Annotated in this window: 19 protein-coding genes and 1 tRNA gene; 7 read left to right on the forward strand and 13 right to left on the reverse strand. The window is 68.8% G+C overall.

The window, feature by feature from the left end; genetic code table 11:
* Positions 1-7: 7 nt before the first annotated feature.
* Complete coding sequence (locus EPO52_RS16345; protein ID WP_290808701.1) at positions 8-868, forward strand: PAC2 family protein; 861 nt, start codon at positions 8-10, stop codon at positions 866-868.
* Positions 869-977: 109 nt separating this feature from the next.
* On the opposite strand, the gene mshC is transcribed toward EPO52_RS16345, so the two are convergent.
* From mshC to EPO52_RS16360, 3 genes are read right to left on the reverse strand one after another with little or no spacing between them, the layout of a single operon-like run.
* Complete coding sequence (mshC, locus tag EPO52_RS16350) at positions 978-2270, reverse strand: cysteine--1-D-myo-inosityl 2-amino-2-deoxy-alpha-D-glucopyranoside ligase (protein ID WP_290808704.1); 1293 nt, start codon at positions 2268-2270, stop codon at positions 978-980.
* Positions 2271-2282: 12 nt separating this feature from the next.
* Positions 2283-3110, reverse strand: coding sequence for an undecaprenyl-diphosphate phosphatase (locus tag EPO52_RS16355; protein ID WP_290808707.1), 828 nt, complete (start codon positions 3108-3110; stop codon positions 2283-2285).
* A gap of 57 nt (positions 3111-3167) precedes the next feature.
* Positions 3168-4481: a M20/M25/M40 family metallo-hydrolase gene (locus EPO52_RS16360; RefSeq protein WP_290808711.1), complete on the reverse strand. Its 1314-nt coding sequence runs from the start codon at positions 4479-4481 to the stop codon at positions 3168-3170.
* A gap of 119 nt (positions 4482-4600) precedes the next feature.
* On the opposite strand from EPO52_RS16360, the gene EPO52_RS16365 reads away from it, so the two are divergent.
* The 3 genes from EPO52_RS16365 to EPO52_RS16375 all read left to right on the forward strand — a co-directional run bounded on the left by EPO52_RS16365 (position 4601) and on the right by EPO52_RS16375 (position 6172).
* Positions 4601-4685 (forward strand) — tRNA-Leu (locus EPO52_RS16365).
* A gap of 139 nt (positions 4686-4824) precedes the next feature.
* Positions 4825-5427, forward strand: a complete 603-nt coding sequence (locus tag EPO52_RS16370; protein ID WP_290808714.1) for a sulfite oxidase-like oxidoreductase — start codon at positions 4825-4827, stop codon at positions 5425-5427.
* A 7-nt stretch (positions 5428-5434) separates the two neighbouring features.
* Positions 5435-6172, forward strand: coding sequence for an FAD-binding oxidoreductase (locus EPO52_RS16375; protein ID WP_290808716.1), 738 nt, complete (start codon positions 5435-5437; stop codon positions 6170-6172).
* A gap of 10 nt (positions 6173-6182) precedes the next feature.
* On the opposite strand, the gene EPO52_RS16380 is transcribed toward EPO52_RS16375, so the two are convergent.
* The 5 genes from EPO52_RS16380 to EPO52_RS16400 all read right to left on the reverse strand — a co-directional run bounded on the left by EPO52_RS16380 (position 6183) and on the right by EPO52_RS16400 (position 12039).
* Positions 6183-6533, reverse strand: coding sequence for a VOC family protein (locus EPO52_RS16380; protein ID WP_290808719.1), 351 nt, complete (start codon positions 6531-6533; stop codon positions 6183-6185).
* A 4-nt stretch (positions 6534-6537) separates the two neighbouring features.
* Positions 6538-8013, reverse strand: a complete 1476-nt coding sequence (locus tag EPO52_RS16385) for a peptide MFS transporter (RefSeq protein ID WP_290808722.1) — start codon at positions 8011-8013, stop codon at positions 6538-6540.
* 85 nt (positions 8014-8098) lie between these two features.
* The gene (gene gap, locus EPO52_RS16390) at positions 8099-9097 is read right to left on the reverse strand and encodes a type I glyceraldehyde-3-phosphate dehydrogenase (protein WP_290808725.1); all 999 of its coding nucleotides are present in this window, start codon (positions 9095-9097) and stop codon (positions 8099-8101) included.
* Between the two features lie 163 nt (positions 9098-9260).
* Positions 9261-10208: a helix-turn-helix domain-containing protein gene (locus EPO52_RS16395; protein ID WP_290808729.1), complete on the reverse strand. Its 948-nt coding sequence runs from the start codon at positions 10206-10208 to the stop codon at positions 9261-9263.
* Between the two features lie 10 nt (positions 10209-10218).
* Positions 10219-12039 (reverse strand): DEAD/DEAH box helicase, encoded by a 1821-nt coding sequence (locus EPO52_RS16400; protein ID WP_290808732.1) that lies wholly within the window; start codon positions 12037-12039, stop codon positions 10219-10221.
* 224 nt (positions 12040-12263) lie between these two features.
* Here EPO52_RS16400 and EPO52_RS16405 point away from each other — a divergent pair, with 224 nt between their 5' ends.
* Positions 12264-13061, forward strand: a complete 798-nt coding sequence (locus EPO52_RS16405) for an SGNH/GDSL hydrolase family protein (RefSeq protein ID WP_290808734.1) — start codon at positions 12264-12266, stop codon at positions 13059-13061.
* An 85-nt stretch (positions 13062-13146) separates the two neighbouring features.
* Here the strand turns inward: EPO52_RS16405 and EPO52_RS16410 are convergent, their stop codons facing one another.
* The 3 genes from EPO52_RS16410 to EPO52_RS16420 all read right to left on the reverse strand — a co-directional run bounded on the left by EPO52_RS16410 (position 13147) and on the right by EPO52_RS16420 (position 16916).
* Positions 13147-14406, reverse strand: a complete 1260-nt coding sequence (locus EPO52_RS16410; RefSeq protein ID WP_290808737.1) for a D-alanyl-D-alanine carboxypeptidase — start codon at positions 14404-14406, stop codon at positions 13147-13149.
* A gap of 65 nt (positions 14407-14471) precedes the next feature.
* Positions 14472-16028, reverse strand: coding sequence for an APC family permease (locus EPO52_RS16415; protein WP_290808740.1), 1557 nt, complete (start codon positions 16026-16028; stop codon positions 14472-14474).
* Positions 16029-16097: 69 nt separating this feature from the next.
* A complete protein-coding gene (locus tag EPO52_RS16420) occupies positions 16098-16916 on the reverse strand; it encodes an RNA methyltransferase (protein WP_290808743.1) in 819 nt (272 codons plus the stop codon).
* Between the two features lie 122 nt (positions 16917-17038).
* On the opposite strand from EPO52_RS16420, the gene EPO52_RS16425 reads away from it, so the two are divergent.
* Positions 17039-17890, forward strand: a complete 852-nt coding sequence (locus tag EPO52_RS16425) for an NAD-dependent protein deacetylase (protein ID WP_290808746.1) — start codon at positions 17039-17041, stop codon at positions 17888-17890.
* A 25-nt stretch (positions 17891-17915) separates the two neighbouring features.
* Entirely contained in the window at positions 17916-18542 is a 627-nt protein-coding gene (locus EPO52_RS16430) for a histidine phosphatase family protein (RefSeq protein ID WP_290808748.1), read from the forward strand.
* Here EPO52_RS16430 and EPO52_RS16435 read toward each other — a convergent pair.
* Positions 18469-19566: a glycosyltransferase family 1 protein gene (locus EPO52_RS16435; protein WP_290808750.1), complete on the reverse strand. Its 1098-nt coding sequence runs from the start codon at positions 19564-19566 to the stop codon at positions 18469-18471. The genes EPO52_RS16430 and EPO52_RS16435 overlap by 74 nt on opposite strands.
* Positions 19563-20516: an alpha/beta hydrolase gene (locus EPO52_RS16440; RefSeq protein ID WP_290808752.1), complete on the reverse strand. Its 954-nt coding sequence runs from the start codon at positions 20514-20516 to the stop codon at positions 19563-19565. Before EPO52_RS16440 ends, EPO52_RS16435 begins: the two co-directional genes overlap by 4 nt.
* Positions 20517-20573: the final 57 nt, after the last annotated feature.

A 20573-nucleotide genomic window follows, 5' to 3' on the forward strand; every position in this document is an offset into this window, starting at 1 on the left:
CATCACGGTGACAGACAAAGGATTCCTGAGGGGACGACTTCTGCTGGTCGCGTTCGAGGGCTGGAACGACGCGGGGGAAGCGGCCACCGGCGCGCTTCGCGTGCTCAAAGACCAGCTCGACCTCGTCGAGATCGCGGATGTCGACACCGAGGAGTACTTCGACTTCCAGTTCAACCGGCCCACCGTCACGGTCGACGAGGAGGGCCGGCGCGTTCTGGTCTGGCCCGGCGCCACGGTGTTCGGGCCCAACGACGACGGCTCGCACGTGTACCTGGCCATCGGCTCCGAGCCGAGCCGCAACTGGCAGCGGTTCACCGCCGAGATCATGGCCACGGCACTCGCGGAGGACATCGCGGGCATCGTGCTGCTCGGCGCCATGCTCGCCGACGTGCCGCACACCCGTCCGATCTCGGTGTTCGCCACCAGCGAGAACCCGCTCGTGCGCACCGAGCTCGACATCGAGCGCAGCAGCTACGAGGGCCCCGTGGGCATCCTGAGCGTCATCGCGGATGCGGCCGAGGGCATGGGCATCCCCACGATCTCGATCTGGGCCTCCGTGCCGCACTACGTGCACAACGCACCGTCGCCCAAGGCGACGCTCGCGCTGATCGACAAGGTCGAAGAGCTCATCGACATCACCATCGACCGCGGCGAGCTCGTCGACGAGTCGGCGGCGTGGGAGACGGGCATCGATGCGCTCGCGGGCGACGACGAGGACATGGCCGCCTACATCCAGCAGCTGGAGCAGGCGCGCGACACGGTCGACTCCCCCGAGGCGAGCGGCGAGGCGATCGCGCAGGAGTTCGAGCGCTACCTCCGCCGTCGAGGTGACGGCCGCGCCGGCGACGAGCCCTGGCGCCGCGAGTAACCCAAGCCCGCTCACCCCTCCAGATCCGTCACTTTTTGCGCGAAATCGGGGCAGAACGCGCGAAAAGTGACGGATCTGGCAGGAGGGGCGCCCAGAAACGGGGCCGGGGTCAGAGGCGGATGCCCAGCAGGGCGTCGAGGGTGCGGGCGGCCAGCGCTGTGGAGGCCGCCGAGTGGGGGCGATCGAACCAGTCGTCGACGAGCGCGAGGGCGCCCGGCGTGTCGAGGTCGTCGTGCAGGCGCGTGCGGATGCCCGCCAGCAGTTCGAGGGCGTCATCCTCGTCGAGACCCGCGGTGAGGGCGTCGGCGTCGATGCGGGAAGCGCCGGCACGCCAGCGGGCGAGCCGCTCGGTGGCGAGCTGCTCGTCGCCGCGCAGCCACTCCCAGTCATCGCGGTAGGGGTGCCCGAGGATGGCCAGCCGGATGGCCGCCGGCTCGATGCCCGCCGCGCGCAACTGCGACACGAGAACGAGATTGCCGAGCGACTTGCTCATCTTCTCGCCGTCGAAGGCCACAAGACCGCCGTGCGCGTTCACCCGCGCGAACCGCTCGCCGGTGAGTGCGGTGGCGTGGGCCGCGCTGAACTCGTGGTGGGGGAACACCAGGTCTCCCCCGCCTCCCTGCACGCAGATGGTGTCGCCGAGGGTCTCGCGGGCGATCACCGAGCACTCGATGTGCCAGCCCGGCCGACCACGCCCGATCAGGGGAACGGATGCGGTGTCCCACGCGGGCTCGCCCTCGCGCTCCACCCGCCAGAGCAGAGGGTCGAGCGGGTCGCGCTTCCCCTCCCGGTCGAGGTCTCCCCCGCGCTCGGCGAAGAGTGCGGTCATCGTGGCGCGGTCGAGGCCGCTCTCGGAGCCGAGGATCCACGGCGTGGCCGATTCGGCCGCCGCGATGTCGAAGTACCAGTCGGCCGCATCCGGTTCGCTCGCATCGGGCGTGGGCACCTGGTAGGCGATGCCACGCGCTCGGAGTTGGTCGACGGCGGCGGCGATGGAGTCGATCGTCTCGGTGACCCCGATGTAGGCGTCGGGCGGGATGACGCCGAGCGCCTCCATGTCGGTGCGGAAGAGCTCGATCTGGCTCGCCGCGAGCTCACGCCAGTCGACGCCGGTGGCGGTGGCGCGTTCGAGCAGCGGGTCGTCGACGTCGGTGACGTTCTGCGTGTACGCGACCTCGAGCCCGGCATCGTGCCAGAGCCGGACGAGAGTGTCGAAGGCCAGATAGGTCGAGGCGTGGCCGATGTGCGTGGCGTCGTACGGCGTGATGCCGCAGACGTAGAGCGTGGCTCGTGCTGACCGGTCGGCGCTCTCGAGGAAATGCCCCGAGGAGTCGTCATGGATACGGGGAACGGGCCCCGCTCCGGGAAGCGTGGGAACGTCGGGTCGGGGCCAAGAGCGCACCGATCAAGCCTATTAGGCCTGCAGCACTCCGGCGGACAGCAGCACGATGAGCACGACGCCGAGCACGATGCGGTAGATCACGAACGGCAGGAAGCTCCGCTTCGAGATGTAGCTCATGAAGAACGCGATCACGACGAGGCCCACCACGAACGCGATCACCGTGGCGACCACCGTCTCGAGCGGCCCGTACGCGCCGCCGGTCTCGCCCATGCTCTTGTACACCTGATAGAGGCCAGACCCGAACACCGCCGGGATGGCGAGCAGGAACGAGTAGCGGGCCGCTGCACGGCGCTCGTAGCCCATGAAGAGTCCGGCCGTGATGGTGCCGCCCGACCGTGAGACCCCCGGGATGAGCGCCAGTGCCTGGGCGAGCCCGAAGATGATGCCGTGCGGCACGGTCAGGTCTTTCAGGCGGCGCTTCTTCGCCCCCACCCAGTCGGCGATGCCGAGCAGGATGCCGAAGCCGATCAGGGTGGCCGCCACGATCCAGAGCGAACGCAGCGTGGTCTCGATCTGGTCCTGGAACAGCACGCCGAGGACCACGATCGGGATCGAGCCGACGATGATCAGCCAGCCCATGCGCGCATCCGGGTCGTTCCGCGGCACCCGCCCGACCAGCGACTTCGCCCAGCGCGACACGATGCGCACGATGTCGCGCCAGAAGAACACCACGACCGCGGTCTCGGTACCGAGCTGCGTGATGGCGGTGAACGCCGCACCCGGATCTTTGGCGCCCGGCAGGAACTCGCCCAGGATACGCAGGTGAGCGCTCGACGAGATCGGCAGGAACTCGGTGAGACCCTGAACGAATCCGAGGATGACGGCGTTGAGAAAGTCCATGGGCTCCCTTAGCGGATGAAGCGGATGAGGCGGAGGTAAGTTCGCGGAACCGCGTCGTCAGTAGCGCAGCAGCAGATCGGTCAGAACGTCTGAGCCAAACCCTAGCGCGTCGATCGGCACCCGCTCGTCCACGCCGTGGAACATTCCCGGGAAGTCGAGAGCAGCGGGCAGCTGCAGCGGCGCGAAGCCGAATCCGCGGATGCCCAGCAGGCTCAGCGCCTTGTTGTCGGTGCCGCCCGAGAGCAGGTAGGGAAGCACCTCGGCGCCCGGGTCGTGACGCTGCAGACTGCCGATCATGGCGTCGACCAGCTCGCCGTCGAAGGTGGTCTCGAGTCCGATGTCCTGGTGCGACACCACGATCTCGATGTCGTCGCCCACGATCTCGCGGATCTCGGCCATCACCTCGTCCTCGTGCCCGGGCAGCACCCGCACGTCGACCATGGCCTCGGCCCGATCAGGAATGACGTTGTGCTTGTAGCCCGCGGTGAGGCCGGTGGGGTTCGCGGTGGTGCGCAGGGTGGCCGTGATGAAGCGCGAGGCCGTGCCGGTGGCGATGGCGATGTCATCCGGGCTCATCTGCTGCGGGTCTTTGCCGAGGATGGCGGCGACCCGGTCGAGCAGCACGCGCGTGGTCTGGGTGAGGTGCACGGGCCATTCCCGGCTGCCCAGCGCGGCCACGGCACGGGCGAGGCGGGTCACGGCGTTCTCGTGGTTGATCTGCGAACCGTGACCCGCCGTGCCCCGGGCGACCAGTTTCATCCAGATCAGGGCCTTCTCGCCCGTCTGCACGAGGTAGGCCCGCTTGCCGTCGAGGTCGATCGAGTACCCGCCCACCTCGCTGATGGCTTCGGTGGCGCCGTCGAAGAACTCCGGATGCTGCATCACCACGGGGTGGGAGCCGAAGACGCCCCCGTTCTCCTCGTCGGCGAAGAACGCGACCACCAGATCGCGCTCGGGCTGCCGCCCCGACGACAGGATGCGGTCGAGAGCGGTGACGATCATCGCATCCATGTTCTTCATGTCCACCGCACCGCGGCCCCAGAGCATGCCGTCTTTGATCACGCCGCCGAAAGGATCGACCGACCAGTCGTCGGCGATGGCGGGCACGACGTCGGTGTGGCCGTGCACCACGAGAGCGGGCTTCGACGAGTTCGCACCCGGCACCCGGGTGACGATGCTCGTGCGCCCGGGGGCGGCGTCGAAGCGTCGAACGGTGAGTCCCAGCCGCTCGAGGTGAGCCGCGAGGTACTCGGCCGCCTCCGTCTCGCCGTTCGACCGGCCCTCGCCGTAATTGCTCGTGTCGAGCCGGATGAGGTCGCGCGCGATCCTGGTGGTGAGGTCGAGATCGTCGTTCGGAGGAGTACCGGTCATGACTCTCACGGTACCCGCCCGCGCCGATCGGCCGCTCGTGGCGATGGTGATTCGACGGCTCCGCATCCGTGCTATTGTCTTTCCTTGGCTGGTTGAGCGATCAAAAAGCTTCAATCCCACTCCGGGTGGCGGAAATGGCAGACGCGCTAGCTTGAGGTGCTAGTGCCCGTATAGGGCGTGGGGGTTCAAGTCCCCCCTCGGAGACACTGGTTGAGACAGTGCGGAAGACCTGGTCGAGAGACCAGGTCTTCCTGTCGTTAAGCCGGGATTCCAACCCTGTCAGGGCCCCCATCGACAGGCCTCGTCCGCGTAGGCTGGGCAGATACCGTCGGGAGGGAGCACCATGGGAATCGTCACACCGGGTTTCTTCGGCAAGCATCGCGAGGCCGATCCGAAACTCCCCCCGGGGCAGTACGAGACGAAGGACTTCCCCGTGCTCTCCGCCGGGCCCACCCCGAACATCCATGCCGGTGAGTGGCAGTTCTCGATCACGAACGAATCGGGCGACGTCAAGCGCTGGACGTGGGACGAGTTCATGGCCCTGCCGATCGAGACGGTCGACACCGACATCCACTGCGTCACCCGCTGGTCGAAGTTCGGTACCTCCTGGCGGGGCGTGTCGCTCGACACGCTCTTCGCCGACGTGGAGACGGATGCCGGCTACACGATGGCCCACTCCTACGGCGGGTACACCACCAACGTGCCGCTGGAAGACCTTCTCGACGGCAAGGCGTGGGTGGCGTTCGAGTTCGGTGGCGAACCGCTCGACCCCGAGCACGGTGGCCCGGCGAGGCTGCTCGTGCCGCACCTGTACTTCTGGAAGAGCGCCAAGTGGATCACGGGGCTCACGATGCACGAGACCGACGAGCTGGGCTTCTGGGAGGTCAACGGGTATCACGCCTACGGCGACCCGTGGAAAGAGCAGCGCTACTACTACGATTCGTAGGATGCCGATGAAGTGGGAGGTCGCCGACGTCGTCGCGATCCACGAGGAGACGCCGACCGCGCGCACGCTGATGCTGCGCATCCCCGGATGGGCGGGAGCGCTGGCCGGCCAGCACATCGACATCCGCCTCACGGCGCCCGACGGCTACCAGGCCGCGCGCTCCTACTCGCTGTCGTCGGCGGCGTCCGACGAGCTCGCCGCCGTGAGCGTCGAACTCATGCCCGACGGCGAGGTGTCTCCGTACCTCGTGCGCGGCATCTCGGTGGGCGATCAGCTCGAGGTGATCGGCCCGCTGGGCGGCTGGTTCGTGTGGCGACCGGAGCAGCAGGAGCCGATCCGCATGATCGGCGGCGGATCGGGGGTCGCTCCCCTGGTCTCCATCCTCCGCACGCACATCGCCTCGGGCAACACCGCGCCGGTGAGCCTGCTCTACTCGGTGCGCTCCCCCGAGTTCGTCTACTTCCGCGACGAGCTGGAGTCGCTCACGGCGTCGGCCGGCGGCGAGGTGACCATCCAGTACACCCGGCACGCCCCTCCGGCGTGGCAGGGCACCCTCGGGCGTCTCGATGCGGCGCGCATCACGGAGTGGGCGGATGCGGGCACCGCGGCATCCGGCGCGGGTGCGGCTGCCCCCTCCACCTACATCTGCGGCCCCACGCGCTTCGTCGAGCTCGCCTCCGACGCGCTCGTAGCCTCGGGTGTCGACCCGATGACGATCCGAACCGAACGCTTCGGCGGCGCGTAGGAGTCAGGCGTCAGGCGGGCTTCACCACGCACCACTCGTTGCCTTCGGGGTCGTGCAGCACCTGGAAGGTGCCCACGGAGTCCGAATGCAACTCGCCCACGAGCGACGCCCCCAGCGCCACGGCCGCGGCTGCGGCGGCCGGCACATCGGCCACCGCCACGTCGAGGTGAAGGCGGTTCTTGGCGGACTTGCCCTCGGGGACCCGCTGGAAGGCGATCCGCAGACCGGCGGGCGTGTCGAAGTACGACCAGTCCGCGCGGCGGTGAACGGGTGCGCTGCCGCCGAACACCTCGTGCCAGAAGGCCGAGAGCGTCACCGGGTCGGCGCAGTCGAACACGACCTCGTCGAGTGTTCCGAGCATCCGGCTACCTCACGCCTGCCATTGTGCGGCGCACCCAGGGGGTGACGGCCACGAGCGCTCCGCCGACGGCGATCGCCGCGAGCCCGGAGATGGCGAAGTAGGGGATCTCATTGGATTCGTTGTAGAACCCCGCGAGGATTCCCGACAGGGCGGTGCCGAGGGCGATCGAGAGGAAGAACAGAGCCACCATCTGGGTGTGGAAGGCCTTCGGCGCGAGCTTCGTCGACAGCGACAGCCCCACGGGCGACAGCAGCAGCTCGGCGATCGTGAACACGAAGAGGATGCCGACGAGGGCGAGCAGCGGGGTTCCGTGTGCTCCGGTGCCGGAGAACGGGATGAACAGCAGGAACGCGATGCCCATCACGGCCGCGGCGGCCGCGAACTTGTAGGGGGTCGCCGGCTGGCGGGCGCCCCACTTGGTCCAGATCGCGGCGAAGACGCCCGAGAGGATGATGATGAAGATCGGGTTGATCGACTGCACCCAGGCCACCGGCATGTCCCACCCGAAGATGTCGAGGTTGAGCCGGTCGTTCGCATAGAGGGTCACCACCGTGAACTGCTGCTGGTAGAGCGCCCAGAACGCCACACTGGTGATGAACATCGGGATGAAGGAGATCACCCGGCTGCGCTCGACCTTCTCGAGCTTCCTGCTCGACAGGATGAGCGCGAACAGCGCGATCGAGGCGGCCAGTGTGACCAGGGCGACCGCATCCGCGAGGTTGTCGGCGTTGAGGAGGCCGATCAGCACGGCGGCCACCACCACGAGCACCGCCACCACACCGATGCCGATCATCAGCAGACGGTGGTTGCGCGGGAGCGGGTTCGGTACGGTCTTCGACTCGGCGGGCAGGGAGCGCCGCCCGAAGGAGTACTGCGTGAGACCGATGGCCATGCCGACGGCCGCGAGACCGAAGCCCCAGTGGAAGCCGACGGTGCTCTGGAGGAGGCCCGTGAGCAACGGGCCGAAGAAGGCACCGAGGTTGATCCCGAGGTAGAAGATCGAGAATCCTGCATCGCGGCGCACATCGTCTTCGGAGTAGAGGGTTCCCACCACCGAGGTGGCGTTCGCCTTGACGCCGCCGGAGCCCAGGGCGATGAGGATGAGGCCCGCCCCCAGGCCCACGAGACCGGGGAGCAGCGCGAGAGCGACATGGCCGGCCATCACCACGATGGCGCTGAAGAACAGCGTGCGCTCCGAGCCGAGCAGCCGGTCGGCGATCCAGGCGCCGAGGATGGTGGCGAGGTACACCGATCCGCCGTAGGCGCCGATGATCCCCACCGCCACGGGCTTCGGGATGCCGAGGCCGCCCTCGGCCGCGGAGTAGAACATGTAGAGCAGCAGGATGCCCTGCATGCCGTAGAACGAGAACCGCTCCCACATCTCCACGCCGAACACGTGCACGAGCGAGAAGGGCTGGCCGAAGAAGGTTCGCTCCTTCGCGGTGGGAGCATCGGGAGCAGCAGCGGTCTCGGTCGTCATCCAGCCATAGTGGCACGGCGGATGCCCCGCGGCGCGGTGGCCGTGACCCCGCGTTCGTGGGGCACGGGCCACCGCAACCGAGCGGTCAGTCGCGGCCGAGGAGGGCGAGACTGTCGACGACGCGGTTGGAGAAGCCCCACTCGTTGTCGTACCAGGCCACGACCTTCACGTGGCGCCCGTCGACCCGGGTGAGGGCGGAGTCGAAGATCGCCGACGACGGGTTGCCCGTGATGTCGCTCGACACCAGCGCATCGCTCGTGTATTCCAGGATGCCGGCCAGCCACCCCTCGGCGGCAGCGCGGTAGGCGGCGAGCACCTCATCGCGGGTGACGTCGCGAGTCACCGTGGTGTTGAGCTCGACGATCGACCCCACGGGCACCGGCACGCGGATGGAGTCGCCCGAGAGCTTGCCGTCGAGCTGCGGCAGCACGAGACCGATGGCCTTGGCGGCCCCCGTGGTTGTGGGAACGATGTTCACACCGGCGGCACGAGCGCGACGGAGGTCGCGGTGCGGACCGTCCTGCAGGTTCTGCTCCTGAGTGTAGGCATGAACCGTGGTCATGAACCCGTGCTCGATCCCCGCGAGCTCGTCGAGCACCGCGGCCAAGGGCGCCAGGGCGTTCGTGGTGCACGACGCATTCGACACGATGCGATGACGGGCCGGATCGTAAGCGGCGGTGTTGACGCCATAGGCGAGCGTCACGTCGGCGCCGTCGGCCGGGGCGCTCACGAGCACGCGCTTCGCGCCCGCCTGGAGATGGGCGCCCGCCGCGCCAGCGGAGGTGAACCGGCCCGTCGATTCGAGGGCGACGTCGATGTCGAGTTCCGCCCAGGGCAGCTGAGCGGGATCGCGTTCCGCGAGCACCTGGATGCGCCGTCCGGCGACGACGAGCACGTCACCGTCGACGGACACCGGGTGATTCAGCCGCCCCTGGGAGCTGTCGTAGCGGAGGAGGTGCGCGAGCGCCTCCGGATCCGTGAGGTCGTTGATGGCGACCACCTCGAGCGAGCTGTCGCGGGCGAGGAGTGCGCGGAGCGTGTTGCGGCCGATGCGGCCGAAGCCGTTGATGGCGATTCTGGTCATGAGATGTCCTTTCGAAGCGATGCGGAGGAGCATCACCGTCTGTCTCGGCATCCATGTTCCGTGGGCGGTGGATGCCACGACAGTGGCTCCTTCGACAGGGTTCGCAAGCATCCGGCCAGCATCGGCGTCACCCGGCGCCAGGATCCCGCCAGTGCGCGGCGGGTCAGGCCGAGAAAGTGTGCCGGTACTCCTGGGGTGAGGTGCCGAGGATCTTCTTGAAGTGGAGGCGCAGATTCGCCCCCGTACCGAGGCCCACCCGGTGGGCGATCTGCTCGACGGGGAGATCGCTGCGCTCCAGCAGTTCTCGCGCGACGTCGATGCGCGCACGCAGAACCCACTGCATCGGGGTGTACCCGGTGTCGGCCACGAAGCGCCGAGAGAAGGTGCGCTCCGATACCGCGGCGTTTCGGGCGAGCTGCGCCAGCGTCAGAGGTTCGCCGAGGTGCACGAGTGCCCATTCGCGGGTGCTCGCGAAGACGTCGCCGAGAGGCTCCGGCACACTCCGAGGCACGTATTGGGCCTGCCCACCGCTCCGGTAGGGCGCTGCCACCAAGCGGCGCGCCACGTGATTCGAGAGCCCCACGCCGTGGTCGCGGCGCACGAGGTGCAGGCAGAGGTCGATGCCGGATGCGGCTCCCGCCGAGGTCAGCACCGTGCCCTCGTCGACGAACAGCACGTTCTCGTCGACGCGGACGAGTGGATGCCGCTCGGCCAGCGCTCTCGTGTAGTGCCAGTGCGTGGTGGCCCCTCTCCGGTCGAGGAGGCCGGTCGCGGCGAGGGCGAAGGCTCCGGTGGAGATCGCGGCGAGCCGGGCACCGCGGGAATGTGCGGCGATCAGGGCCGCGATGACGGCATCCGGGGGCTCCGTGGTGGCCGGATCGCGGTAACCGGGGATGAAGACCGTGTCGGCGCGCTCCAGGGCGTCGAGGCCCTCGGCCACGACGTAGGAGAGGCCGTCTCCCCCGGAGACCTCGCCCGGGGCCGCGCCGCACACCCGCACGTCGTACGGCATGCTCGGGCGCGCCGAGAAGACCTGGGCGGGGATGCCCACATCGAGCGGTTTCGCGCCCTCGAGAACGAGCACGGCGACTCGGTGCGGAGTCTCGGCCATGGTGCACCTCTCAGTGGTTGGCCGCGCCCATCCAACGGCGCACGGTCACGATCCGGGATTGGAGCTGGGTGACGCTGGCCTGGGCCACGGCCGGGCCGCCGCAGATGCGCCGGAGCTCGGCATGGATGAGGCCGTGCGGCTCGTTCGAGGTCTTCGACCAGATTCCCACGAGCGAGTTCAGCAGGCTGCGCTGCTCCTTCAGCGTGCGGTAGAGCGGGGCGGGAACACCGCCCTGATCGGGCGTGTCGGCGCTCGGCCGGCCGGTCTTGGCGTGCTTCTGCTGACGCGCCTGGCGGTGCTGGAGGAGGTCTTTCACCTGATCGGGTTCGAGCAGCCCGGGAAGCCCGAGGAAGTCGAGCTCCTCCTCGCTGCCCACCACGGCCTCGAAGCCGAACTCTCCCCCGTCGTAGACCACGCGGTCGAAGGTTGCACCCGAGCTGAGGGCCTGGAAGTCGAACTCCTGGGTCAGACCCTCCGAAGCCTTCTCGTCGCGGTTCGCCGCGGCCACCATGGCGTCTTCGGGGTTGTAGAAGTCGCCGTCGGGGTTCGAGCCGTCGTCACGCTTGTCGAGGGCGTGGTCGCGCTCCAGCTCGAGCTTCTCGGCGAGGGCCATCAGCGACGGCACGTTCGGCAGGAAGATCGACGCGGTCTCGCCGCGGCGGCGGGCGCGCACGAAGCGGCCGACGGCCTGTGCGAAGAACAGCGGGGTGGATGCGCTGGTCGCGTAGACGCCCACGGCCAGACGCGGCACGTCGACGCCCTCCGACACCATGCGCACGGCCACCATCCAGCGCTTCGAGGAGTTCGAGAACGACTCGATGCGGTCGGAGGCCTCTTTCTCGTCGGAGAGGACCACGGTGACGGGCTCCCCGCTGATCGCCTCGAGGATGGTGGCGTAGGCGCGCGCCACGGTCTGGTCGGTGGCGATCACGAGGCCGCCCGCATCCGGGATCGACTGCCGCACCTCGCTCAGGCGCTTGTCGGCGGCACCGAGCACCTGCGGGATCCAGTCGCCCGAGGGATCGAGCGCCGTTCGCCAGGCCTGCGACGTGATGTCTTTGGTGTTTCCCTCACCGAGGCGCGCCTCCATCTCGTCGCCCACCTTGGTGCGCCAGCGCATGTGGCCGGCGTAGACCATGAAGAGCACCGGGCGAACCACGCCGTCTTTCAGAGCGCGGCCGTAGCCGTAGCTGTAGTCGCTGCGGGAGACGCGGATGCCGTGCTCATCCGGAGCGTACTCCACGAACGGAATGGGCGACGTGTCGGAGCGGAAGGGCGTTCCGGTGAGCGACAGGCGGCGGGTGGCCGGCTCGAACGCCTCGCGCACGGCATCGCCCCAGCTGAGAGCGTCGCCGCCGTGGTGCACCTCGTCGAGGATGACCAGTGTGTTCGCACCCTGCGTGAGCTCGCGGTGGAGGGATGCGCGGGCCGCGACCTGCGCGTAGGTGATCGCCACCCCGTGGAAATGCCGGCCGAAGCGCGACTCGCTGTTGCGGAAGCCCGGGTTGAGCCGCACGCCGGCGCGGTCGGCGGCATCCGCCCACTGGCGCTTCAGGTGCTCGGTGGGCGCGACGACGATCACACGGTCGACGGTTCGGCGGTGCAGCAGCTCGGAGGCGAGGCGCAGGGCGAACGTGGTCTTGCCGGCCCCCGGCGTCGCGGCGGCGAGGAAGTCGCGTGGCTCGGTGGCGAAGTACGCGGTCAGCGCCTCCTCCTGCCAGGCCCGCAGCCGGCCCGCAGTACCCCACGGCGCTCGCGCCGGAAACGACGGCGAGAGGTGCCCCGCTGCACTCGTCCCGGGAGCGGGTTCGAAGAGCGGCTGATCGGTCACGATGTTCCATGCTAGCTGCGCTGGGCGCCTGTGCCGCTTCGCGGCGCAGCCGTCCAGGGGTCGCGCCGGCCCCTGCCCGGCACGACGCGACATGTTCGCGTGCCGTCGCTCCCGCGGCGGCGCGCTCACCCTGGGTCATCGAGTACGGCCCTCGGTTTTCGCTCACCCGCAACGTCGAGGTAAGGCTCGACATCCGGAGATAGTGTGTTCTCGGAAGGAGAATCATGTCTCAACCGCACCCCTGGCGCCGTTACGTCGCTCTCGGAGACTCGTTCACCGAGGGGATCGGAGATCCGGAGCCCGACAGCCCCGGTGGTTTCCGCGGGTGGGCCGACCGGGTGGCCGAGACCCTCGCCACCACCGCCGACGGCGAGTTCTCCTATGCGAACCTGGCCATCCGGGGGCGTCTGCTGAAGCAGATCCTCGAGGAGCAGGTCGAACCCGCTCTGGCATTGCAGCCCGACCTGATCACGATCTCGGCGGGCGGCAACGATGTCATCCGCCCGGGCACCGACCCCGATGACATCGCCGCGCGCTTCGAGGTGGGCATCCGCCAGCTGCGCCGTGATGGTGCGACCGTGGTCATCTTCACGGGAGTCGACACGAGCTTCACTCCCGTGTTCCGCGGCATCCGCGGCAAGGTCGCGATCTACAACGAGAACCTCCGCGTGATCGCCGACAAGCACGACTGCATCGTGGCCGATCAGTGGGGGCTCAAGGAGATCCAGGATCCCCGGATGTGGGACGAGGACCGTCTGCACCCCAATCCCCTCGGTCATCACGAGATCGCCCGCCTCGTGCTGCGATCGCTCAATGTCGACAACGACCTGCAGCCCGGTGCCCCCGAGCCCCTGCCTCCCACGAGCTGGCGTCAGGCGCGTGCCGGCGACCTCGTGTGGGCGCGCACCCACTTCGTGCCCTGGGTGGTGCGCCGCATCACGCATCGCTCGAGCGGCGACGGCATCACACCGAAGCGCCCCACCCCCGAGACCGTCTCCGTGCACCACCCCGACGCCCCCTGACTCCCACATCTCGTGGGGTCGCACGATTTGTCGCGAATTCACCGTTCACGCGACAAATCGTGCGACCCCACGAGGGCGCGGGGCCCTAGCGCACGGGATGCGTGAGGCGCCAGGCCGCATCGGGGCCCGGGAGGTCGCTCGCGAGGGCGAGCGGCACGCTGTAGGTGGCGGGGTCGAGGGTGATACCGCTGAGTGAATAGTCGGCGCTGCCCACCACCGCTCCGGATGCGCCCGAGCCGATCGTGTCGAGCGAGGTCGTGCGGGTCACGTCGCTCTGCGACCAGACGGTCGCCTGCACCGACTCGGTGGCCACGACATCCGCGCTGTCGCCCCACTCCGTGGTGTAGGTGCCCACGACGTCGCCCGCGGTCACCACGGTGACGCTCTGGAAGCCGCTCTGGGCGCTCTGCAGAAGGGCGAGCACGGAGGCGTAGAGCGAGTCGTCGCTCGGCGCGCCCAGCACGACACCCACGAGCGTGACGGTGCGGTCGCCCACGGCGAAGCTCGAGGCGAACAGCAGACAGAAGCCCGCCTCATCCGTGGTGCCGGTCTTGATGCCGACGATGCCCGCCTGACCGAGCACCTTGTTGGTGTTCTGGATCTCTCCCAGCTGGGGCAGCACATCCGTCGCCGTGCCCACGATCGCGGCCAGTGTGGGGTCGGCCATGACGAGCGATGCGATGGTGAGGAGGTCGGCGGACGTGCTGCGCGAGCCCGGGTCGAGGCCGCTCGTGTCGACCACGGCCGTGCCGCTGAGGTCGTGGGCCGCGAGCCAGGCGGTTGCGGCGGCGAGATAGGCGTCGACCGAGCCGAACGCCCACGTGGTGAGGGTGACGCTGTAGTTGTTGGCCGATTCGAGCAGCATGATCTCGAGCACCTGGCGCTCGGTGAGAACCTGGCCGGGGTACACGGAGGCCCAGGATCCGCCGGCCGCGATGGTGTCGGCCAGGTAGCCCGCGTCGGCGTCGGTCATGGTGAGGTCGGGCCCGGATGTCCCGTCGGGCAGGGGCTTGGCATCGAGCACCACGAGCGCGGTGATGGTCTTGGTGATGCTCGCGATCGGCACCGAGTCGGTGCTGCCGCTCGCCCCGAGTGTGACGGGCGTGGAACCCGGCACGGCCGGATCGGCGGGCATGCCGATCGCGCTCGTCCCGGCCCCGGGAGCAGCCAGCGCGGTGGCCGCCGATGACACGGCACCCGCATCCGGAACGACGGCGACGGCCGCGGGCACCGGAGCGAACAGCGACACCGGCACGTACACGCCGATGACCACCAGTACGGCCAGCACGCATCCGACGACGATCCGCCTCCGCCGATACACAGCACGACGGGAAGCAGAACTCACCCGCCAATCCTAAGTGGCGTGGATGTGTAGCGACGGCACAGGCCGTACGCGGGCACCCGGCCCAGCTACATCAGGCCGCCATCGACCGAGCGCACAATCGGAACATCCTCATCGGGCACGAGCACCTCGGTGTCCATGTTCAAGGACTCGCCGCGGAAGAACGCCTTCGCCCGCGGGAAGAACGACCAGACGATCATCAGCACCACGCCGAGGGCGAGCGAGCCCACGCCCACCACGAACACTCCGCCGATGCCGAAGATCACGGTGTAGCCGTAGTCGGGGTTGTACATGTCGATGGCCGACTGGATGAACGCCGCCGTGAGCATGAGGCCACCGAGCAGCGGGAAGAGCCCCTTGAAGAAGAAGTTGCGCGCCGTGGTGAAGATCTCCTTGCGGAAGTACCAGATGCACGCGTAGCTCGTGAGCGCGTAGTAGAACGCGATGGCCAGACCGATCGAGAGGATCGTGTCGGAGAGGATGTTCTCGCTCACGATCGTCATGCCCACGTAGAACACCACGGCGACGACGCTCATGAAGATGGTGGCGAAGCGCGGGGTACGGAACTTCGGGTTGATGCGGCCGAACGCCTCGGGCAGCGCACGGTAGGTCGACATGGCGAGCGTTCCCCGTGCGGTGGGGAGGATGGTGGTCTGTGTCGACGAGATGGCCGAGACGCACACCGCGATCACGAGCAGCCAGGCCCACGGCCCGAAGATCGCATCCTTCAGCGCCAGGAAGACGTCGCCCGAGTTCTCCTCGTTGCCGAGGCCGACGCCCGAATCGCCGAGCCCCGCGAACGACATGGCCGCCACGGTGACCGAGACGTAGGTGACCAGCAGGATGACGGTGGAGAGCACCGCGGCACGGCCGGGCGTGCGCTCCGGATCTTTCGTCTCCTCGTTGAGGGCGAGGCAGGTGTCCCAGCCCCAGTAGATGAAGAGGCAGAGCAGGATCGCCTCGGTGAAGCCCGACAGCGAGGTGAACGCGAACGGGTTGAACCAGTCGGCCTGCGGCGCCGTCGAGCCCTCCGGGGCCGTTCCCGTGATGACGGCCCAGAACGCCAGCACCACGAACAGGATGAGGGCCACGTACTGCACGCCGAGCAGCACGTTCTGCAGTCTCTCGCCGATCTGCAGCCCGCGCACACTGATATACGTCATGGCGGCGATGAACACCACGCCCGTCGCGGTGACGAGCACGGTGTTGTCGTAGAGGTCGGGGTTGTTGGTGAGCAGCCACAGGTACTTCGACCCGATCTGCGCGAGGTTCGCCAGCACGATGATGCCGGCCACGGCCACGCCCCAGCCCGCGAGCCATCCGGTGCGAGGCCCGAACGCCTTGGTGACCCAGGTGAACGCCGTGCCGCAGTCGGGCACCGCACGGTTGAGCTCGCGGTACGCCGAGGCGGTGAGGAACATCGGGATGAAGGCCAGGATCATCGCGATGGGCGCCTGCGCCCCCACTGCGAGCACCACGAACCCGATCGTGGCCGCCAGCGAGTACACGGGAGCGGTCGACGCGAGGCCGATCACCGTGGAGCCGAAAAGCCCCAGAGTGCCGGCCGCGAGGCCCTTGCCTCCGGTCGTTGTGGGAACAGTCGGAGCAGCGTTCTTGCCGGACATCACGGGCCTCCCTCGGATCGAGTAGGGGAATCCTATTGGCTCGCGGCCTCAGCGCATACTAAGTAGTGCCTACCCTTTTCGCGCGCCGTACCGCAGCGCGTAGAGCGCCACGGCACCCGCCGAGGCGACGTTCAGCGAATCCACCCCGTGCAGCATCGGGATCTCGACCCGCACGTCCGCGGCCGCCAGCGCTCGCCGGCTGAGCCCGTCGCCCTCCGTGCCGAGCACGATCGCCACCCGGTCGGGCAGGTTCTGCGTGAACTCGGGCAGCGGGATCGAGTCGTCGCCGAGGGCGAGCGCGGCGATGGTGAAGCCGAGTTCGTGCAGCAGCGGTGCCGCATCCTTCCACTCCCCGATCCGCGTCCACGGCACCTGCAGCACCGTTCCCATGCTCACCCTGACGCTGCGCCGGTAGAGCGGATCGGCACAGCGGGGCGAGATGAGCACAGCGTCGGCACCGAGTCCGGCCGCCGAGCGGAAGGCGGCCCCGACATTGGTGTGGTCGACGATGTCCTCGAGCACCACGACCGTACGGGCGGAGGCCAGCAGCTCCCGTGCATCCGGGAGCACGGGCCGGTGCATCGACGCGAGCGCGCCCCGGTGCATCTGAAACCCCGTGAGCTGTTCGAGCAGGGCGTCGCTCGCCACGAAGATCGGCACCTCGGGGAAGCGCTCCGCCACCCAGGCGAGATCGGCGAGCCACTTCTCCTGCAGGAGCACCGAGCGGGGTACGTGCCCCGCCGCCACGGCGCGTTCGATCACCTTGCTCGACTCGGCCAGGTAGAGCCCGCCGGCGGGCTCGAGGATGCGCCGCAACGCCACGTCCGTCAGGTCGGCGTAGTCGGCGAGCAGCGGGTGGTCGAGCGAGTCGATCGGGATGACGGGCACGGAGGCCTTTCCGGCGGGAGGAGATGGATATTCACCCCACACTCTGCCAGTGCGGAAACATTCCGGAAAACTTCGCTGTTTAGACTGCAGAGGTCGGCGTGAATCGCCGGCGAGGAGGTTCCATGGTTCCGCTCGTGTCGTCGGTGTCGGAGAGCACGGCCGCGCTCGCTCTCGAGCAGGCCGCCGATCTGCTGGCCGGCAAGCGCATCACGGTGCTCACGGGTGCCGGGGTCAGCACCGATTCGGGCATCCCCGACTACCGCGGCGAGGGCGCCCCGAAGCGCAACCCCATGACCTTCGACCAGTTCTTGGCCAGCCCTTCGTACCGCAAGCGCTACTGGGCCGGCAGCCATCTCGGCTGGCGCATGTTCGACGCGGCCGAGCCCAACACGAGCCACCGCGTTCTCGCCGAGCTCGAAGAGGCAGGCCTCGTTCGCGGGGTCGTCACGCAGAACGTCGACGGCCTTCACGCCCGCGCCGGCACGCGCCATCTGGTGGATCTGCACGGGTCGATGGACCGCGTGAACTGCCTCACCTGCGGCCAGACCTTCGCCCGCGCCAGCGTGGCCGACCGCATCACCCAATCGAACCCCAGCCTCTCCGAACCCGAACTCGTGCGCATGGCGCCCGACGGCGACGCGGATGTGGCGGAGTACGAGTCGTTCGTGGTTCCCGCGTGCACCGTCTGCGGCGGCGTCTTGAAACCCGACGTGGTGTTCTTCGGCGAGTTCGTGCCCACCGAGAAGTTCTCCGAGGCGTCCGCGATGGTGAAGGACTCGGATGCGCTGCTCATCGCCGGTTCCTCGCTCGTGGTGAACTCGGGCATCCGGCTCCTCGAGCTGGCCCGGCGCCGCAAGCTGCCGATCGTGATCGTGAACCGCGGTGTCACGAAGGGCGACTCGCGCGCCACCGTGAAGATCGACGGTGGCACGTCCGAGACCCTCACGGCCCTCGCGGCGCGCCTGCTGCCGTAGTGCGCCGCCCGTAGACTTGAAGGCGATGACTACCTTCACCTTCGTGCGGCACGGCCAGACCGACTGGAATTTCCAGAAGCGCATCCAGGGCTCCACCGACGTGCCCCTCAACGACACCGGCCGGGAGCAGGCCCGCGAGACCGGGCTCCTGCTCGCCGAGCGCCGCTGGGACGGCATCGTGGCCAGTCCCCTGAGCCGTGCCCGCGAGACCGCGGAGATCATCTCCTCGATCGTGGGGCTCGGTTCCCCCGAGCTCGTTCCCGAGCTCGCGGAACGCAGCTACGGCGAGGTCGAGGGCCTGAACGCCGAGGAGATCCGCGCGCGCTTCCCCGATCCGCTCGGCCCTGTGCCCGGGCGTGAGCGCCGTTCCGCTGTCGTGCAGCGGGTGCTCCCGGCTCTCGAGGCGCTGGCTGAGGAGCATCCGGATGAATCGCTCATCGTGGTCTCGCACGGCGGCGTCATCGGTTCACTCGTGCGCTTCATCACCGAGAAGCAGCTGCCCCAGAAGGGTCACGCCATCCCGAACGGGTCGGCGCACGACTTCGTGCTCGATGGCGGGCACGTGTCGATCTCCGAGTTCAACGGCGTCGCGATCGATCCTGCAATCCGGATGCGAGCTCCGCTATCACTCGCGCTGACGCAGCCCAGCTGAACTGCTCGGCCTGGCTGCGGCTGACGCGCGAGCGAGCCGCCCACTCGTCGGTGTCTTCGAGGCGCTTGACGGCACGAGCGAAGGCCGCCGCATCCTTCGCGGGCGCGTAGAGGGCCGCCTCTCCCCCGATCTCCCGGAACACCGCGATGTCGCTCACCACGACGGGCGTGCCGTACCCCATGCTCTCGACGAGCGGGATGCCGAAGCCCTCGTCGAGCGAGGCCGTCACGAGTGCCGTCGCCTGGTGCAACAGCGCGTGGTACTCCTCGTCGCTGACACCGTCGTGGAACTCGATCAGGGCATCCGGGTCGATCGCTCGAAGGCGCGCCTTGTCGGCGTCGGACGCCCTGCTCAGCAGGTGCAGCGTGTAGCCGGGCAGCTCGCCGACGGCGCGCACGAGGGTCTCGACGTTCTTGTAGGGCATGAATGAGCCCATGTACACGAGCGACCGGGAGGCCGCGCGGGCGGGTGCGTCGGCCGCTGCGGCGGCGGCGATCCCTGCGTCGGGGAGATCGGCCGCGTTGCGGGCCACCACCACGGGCCGCTTCGTGAGGTGGTGATCGGCGATCAGGTCGCGGGTGGTGTCGGAGACGGTCACCACCGCGTCGGCTCCGTTGAGGAGCATCCGCTGGGGCCACCAGGCCTTGTGGTAGAGCCGCCACAGCAGGCGCACGAAGGCGGGCAGGTCGCGGGGCGGCGTGGGGTTCGAGTAGTAGATGAGGTCGTGAACGGTGAGGGCGAGCGGATATCGCCGGCCGAAGGTGCCCATGGTCTGCATGGGGGTGATGACGGCAGTGGGCTCGAGCTTGTTCACCTGCAGCGCCACGAGCGGCTCCCGCACGCTCGTGGGGCCCGAGACCTTCACCCAGGGCAGGTCGGGCAGCATCGCGAGCTGGCGTTCGTCGCTGATGATCATGGTGACGTCGGTCAGCTTCGCTAGCTCGGTGACGATGCCCGCGGTGTAGCGGCTGATGCCGTCGTGCCGGTCGATGCGGGTGTAGCGGCAGTCGAAGGCGACGGTCACGACAGCTCCGCCAGGAACGAGCGGATGGCCGCTGCCGCTTCGATCGGGCGCTCGTAGTGAATGAGGTGGCCCACGTCGTGGATGGTGACGAGCCGCGCATCCGGAATCGCCTCCTGCACCTCGTGCTGCGCCGACATGGGCGTGATGTCGTCTTTGTCGGCGGCGACCATCAGCGTCGGCACGGTGATGCGCGCCGCGTACTCGCTCACGTCGTGGCTCACGGATGCGCGGAACGCGTCGAGCACCACCGTGCGGTTCGCGAAGGCGCTGAAATAGCGGTCGTGCTGGTCGTGCACCCAGCGGCGCAGGTGCCGGTCGTGCGTCTTCACCATCGTGATGCTGATCACGCGCACCATGAGCGGCAGGCTGAGGAGTGTGTAGCCGAGCTTCTCGGGCACGGCGGCGGCCAGCTGGTAGTAGCCGATCGCCACCCGGGTCATCACGCCACGGGGCCCCGTGAGGGCGGGGGCGGAGATGGGGTTGATGAGGATGGCGGCGTCAGCCTCGAGCGGCGCTGTCCCCGCTGCGGCGCCCTCGCCCGCCAGCGCCGCGGAGACGATGATCGAACCGAACGAGTGGCCGAGCACCACGAAGCGTGCGGTCGGCGACTCGGCGCGCACGGTGGCGCACAGCGCCCGCAGCCAGTCGGCGTAGTCGTCGACGGTGTGGCCCGCGCGGAGCGGATCGGAGTCGCCGAAGCCGGGCAGGTCGGGGGCCACCATCCGCAGCCCGGGGGCGCCGAGCTGGGCGATGATCGGCTCGAGCCCGTGGTGGTCGCCGCGGTAGCCGTGGATGACCATGATCACCGTCTCGGCGTCGCGACGGGCGTCCGCGTCGGTTCCGGATGCGCCGTACTCCCAGACATGGGTGTCGCTCCCGAGTACCGGCACCACCCTGGTGGTCACGGGGAGCCGGGAGAGTTCGACGGCGTAAGGCGAGGCGACGGTCATCCGCTCAAGCATAGACGGGCCGCATCCGGCTGCTTGGGCTAGCGTGAGGACAGATGT

The organism is Herbiconiux sp., from assembly GCF_004297105.1.
Taxonomy (GTDB): Bacteria; Actinomycetota; Actinomycetes; order Actinomycetales; family Microbacteriaceae; genus Herbiconiux.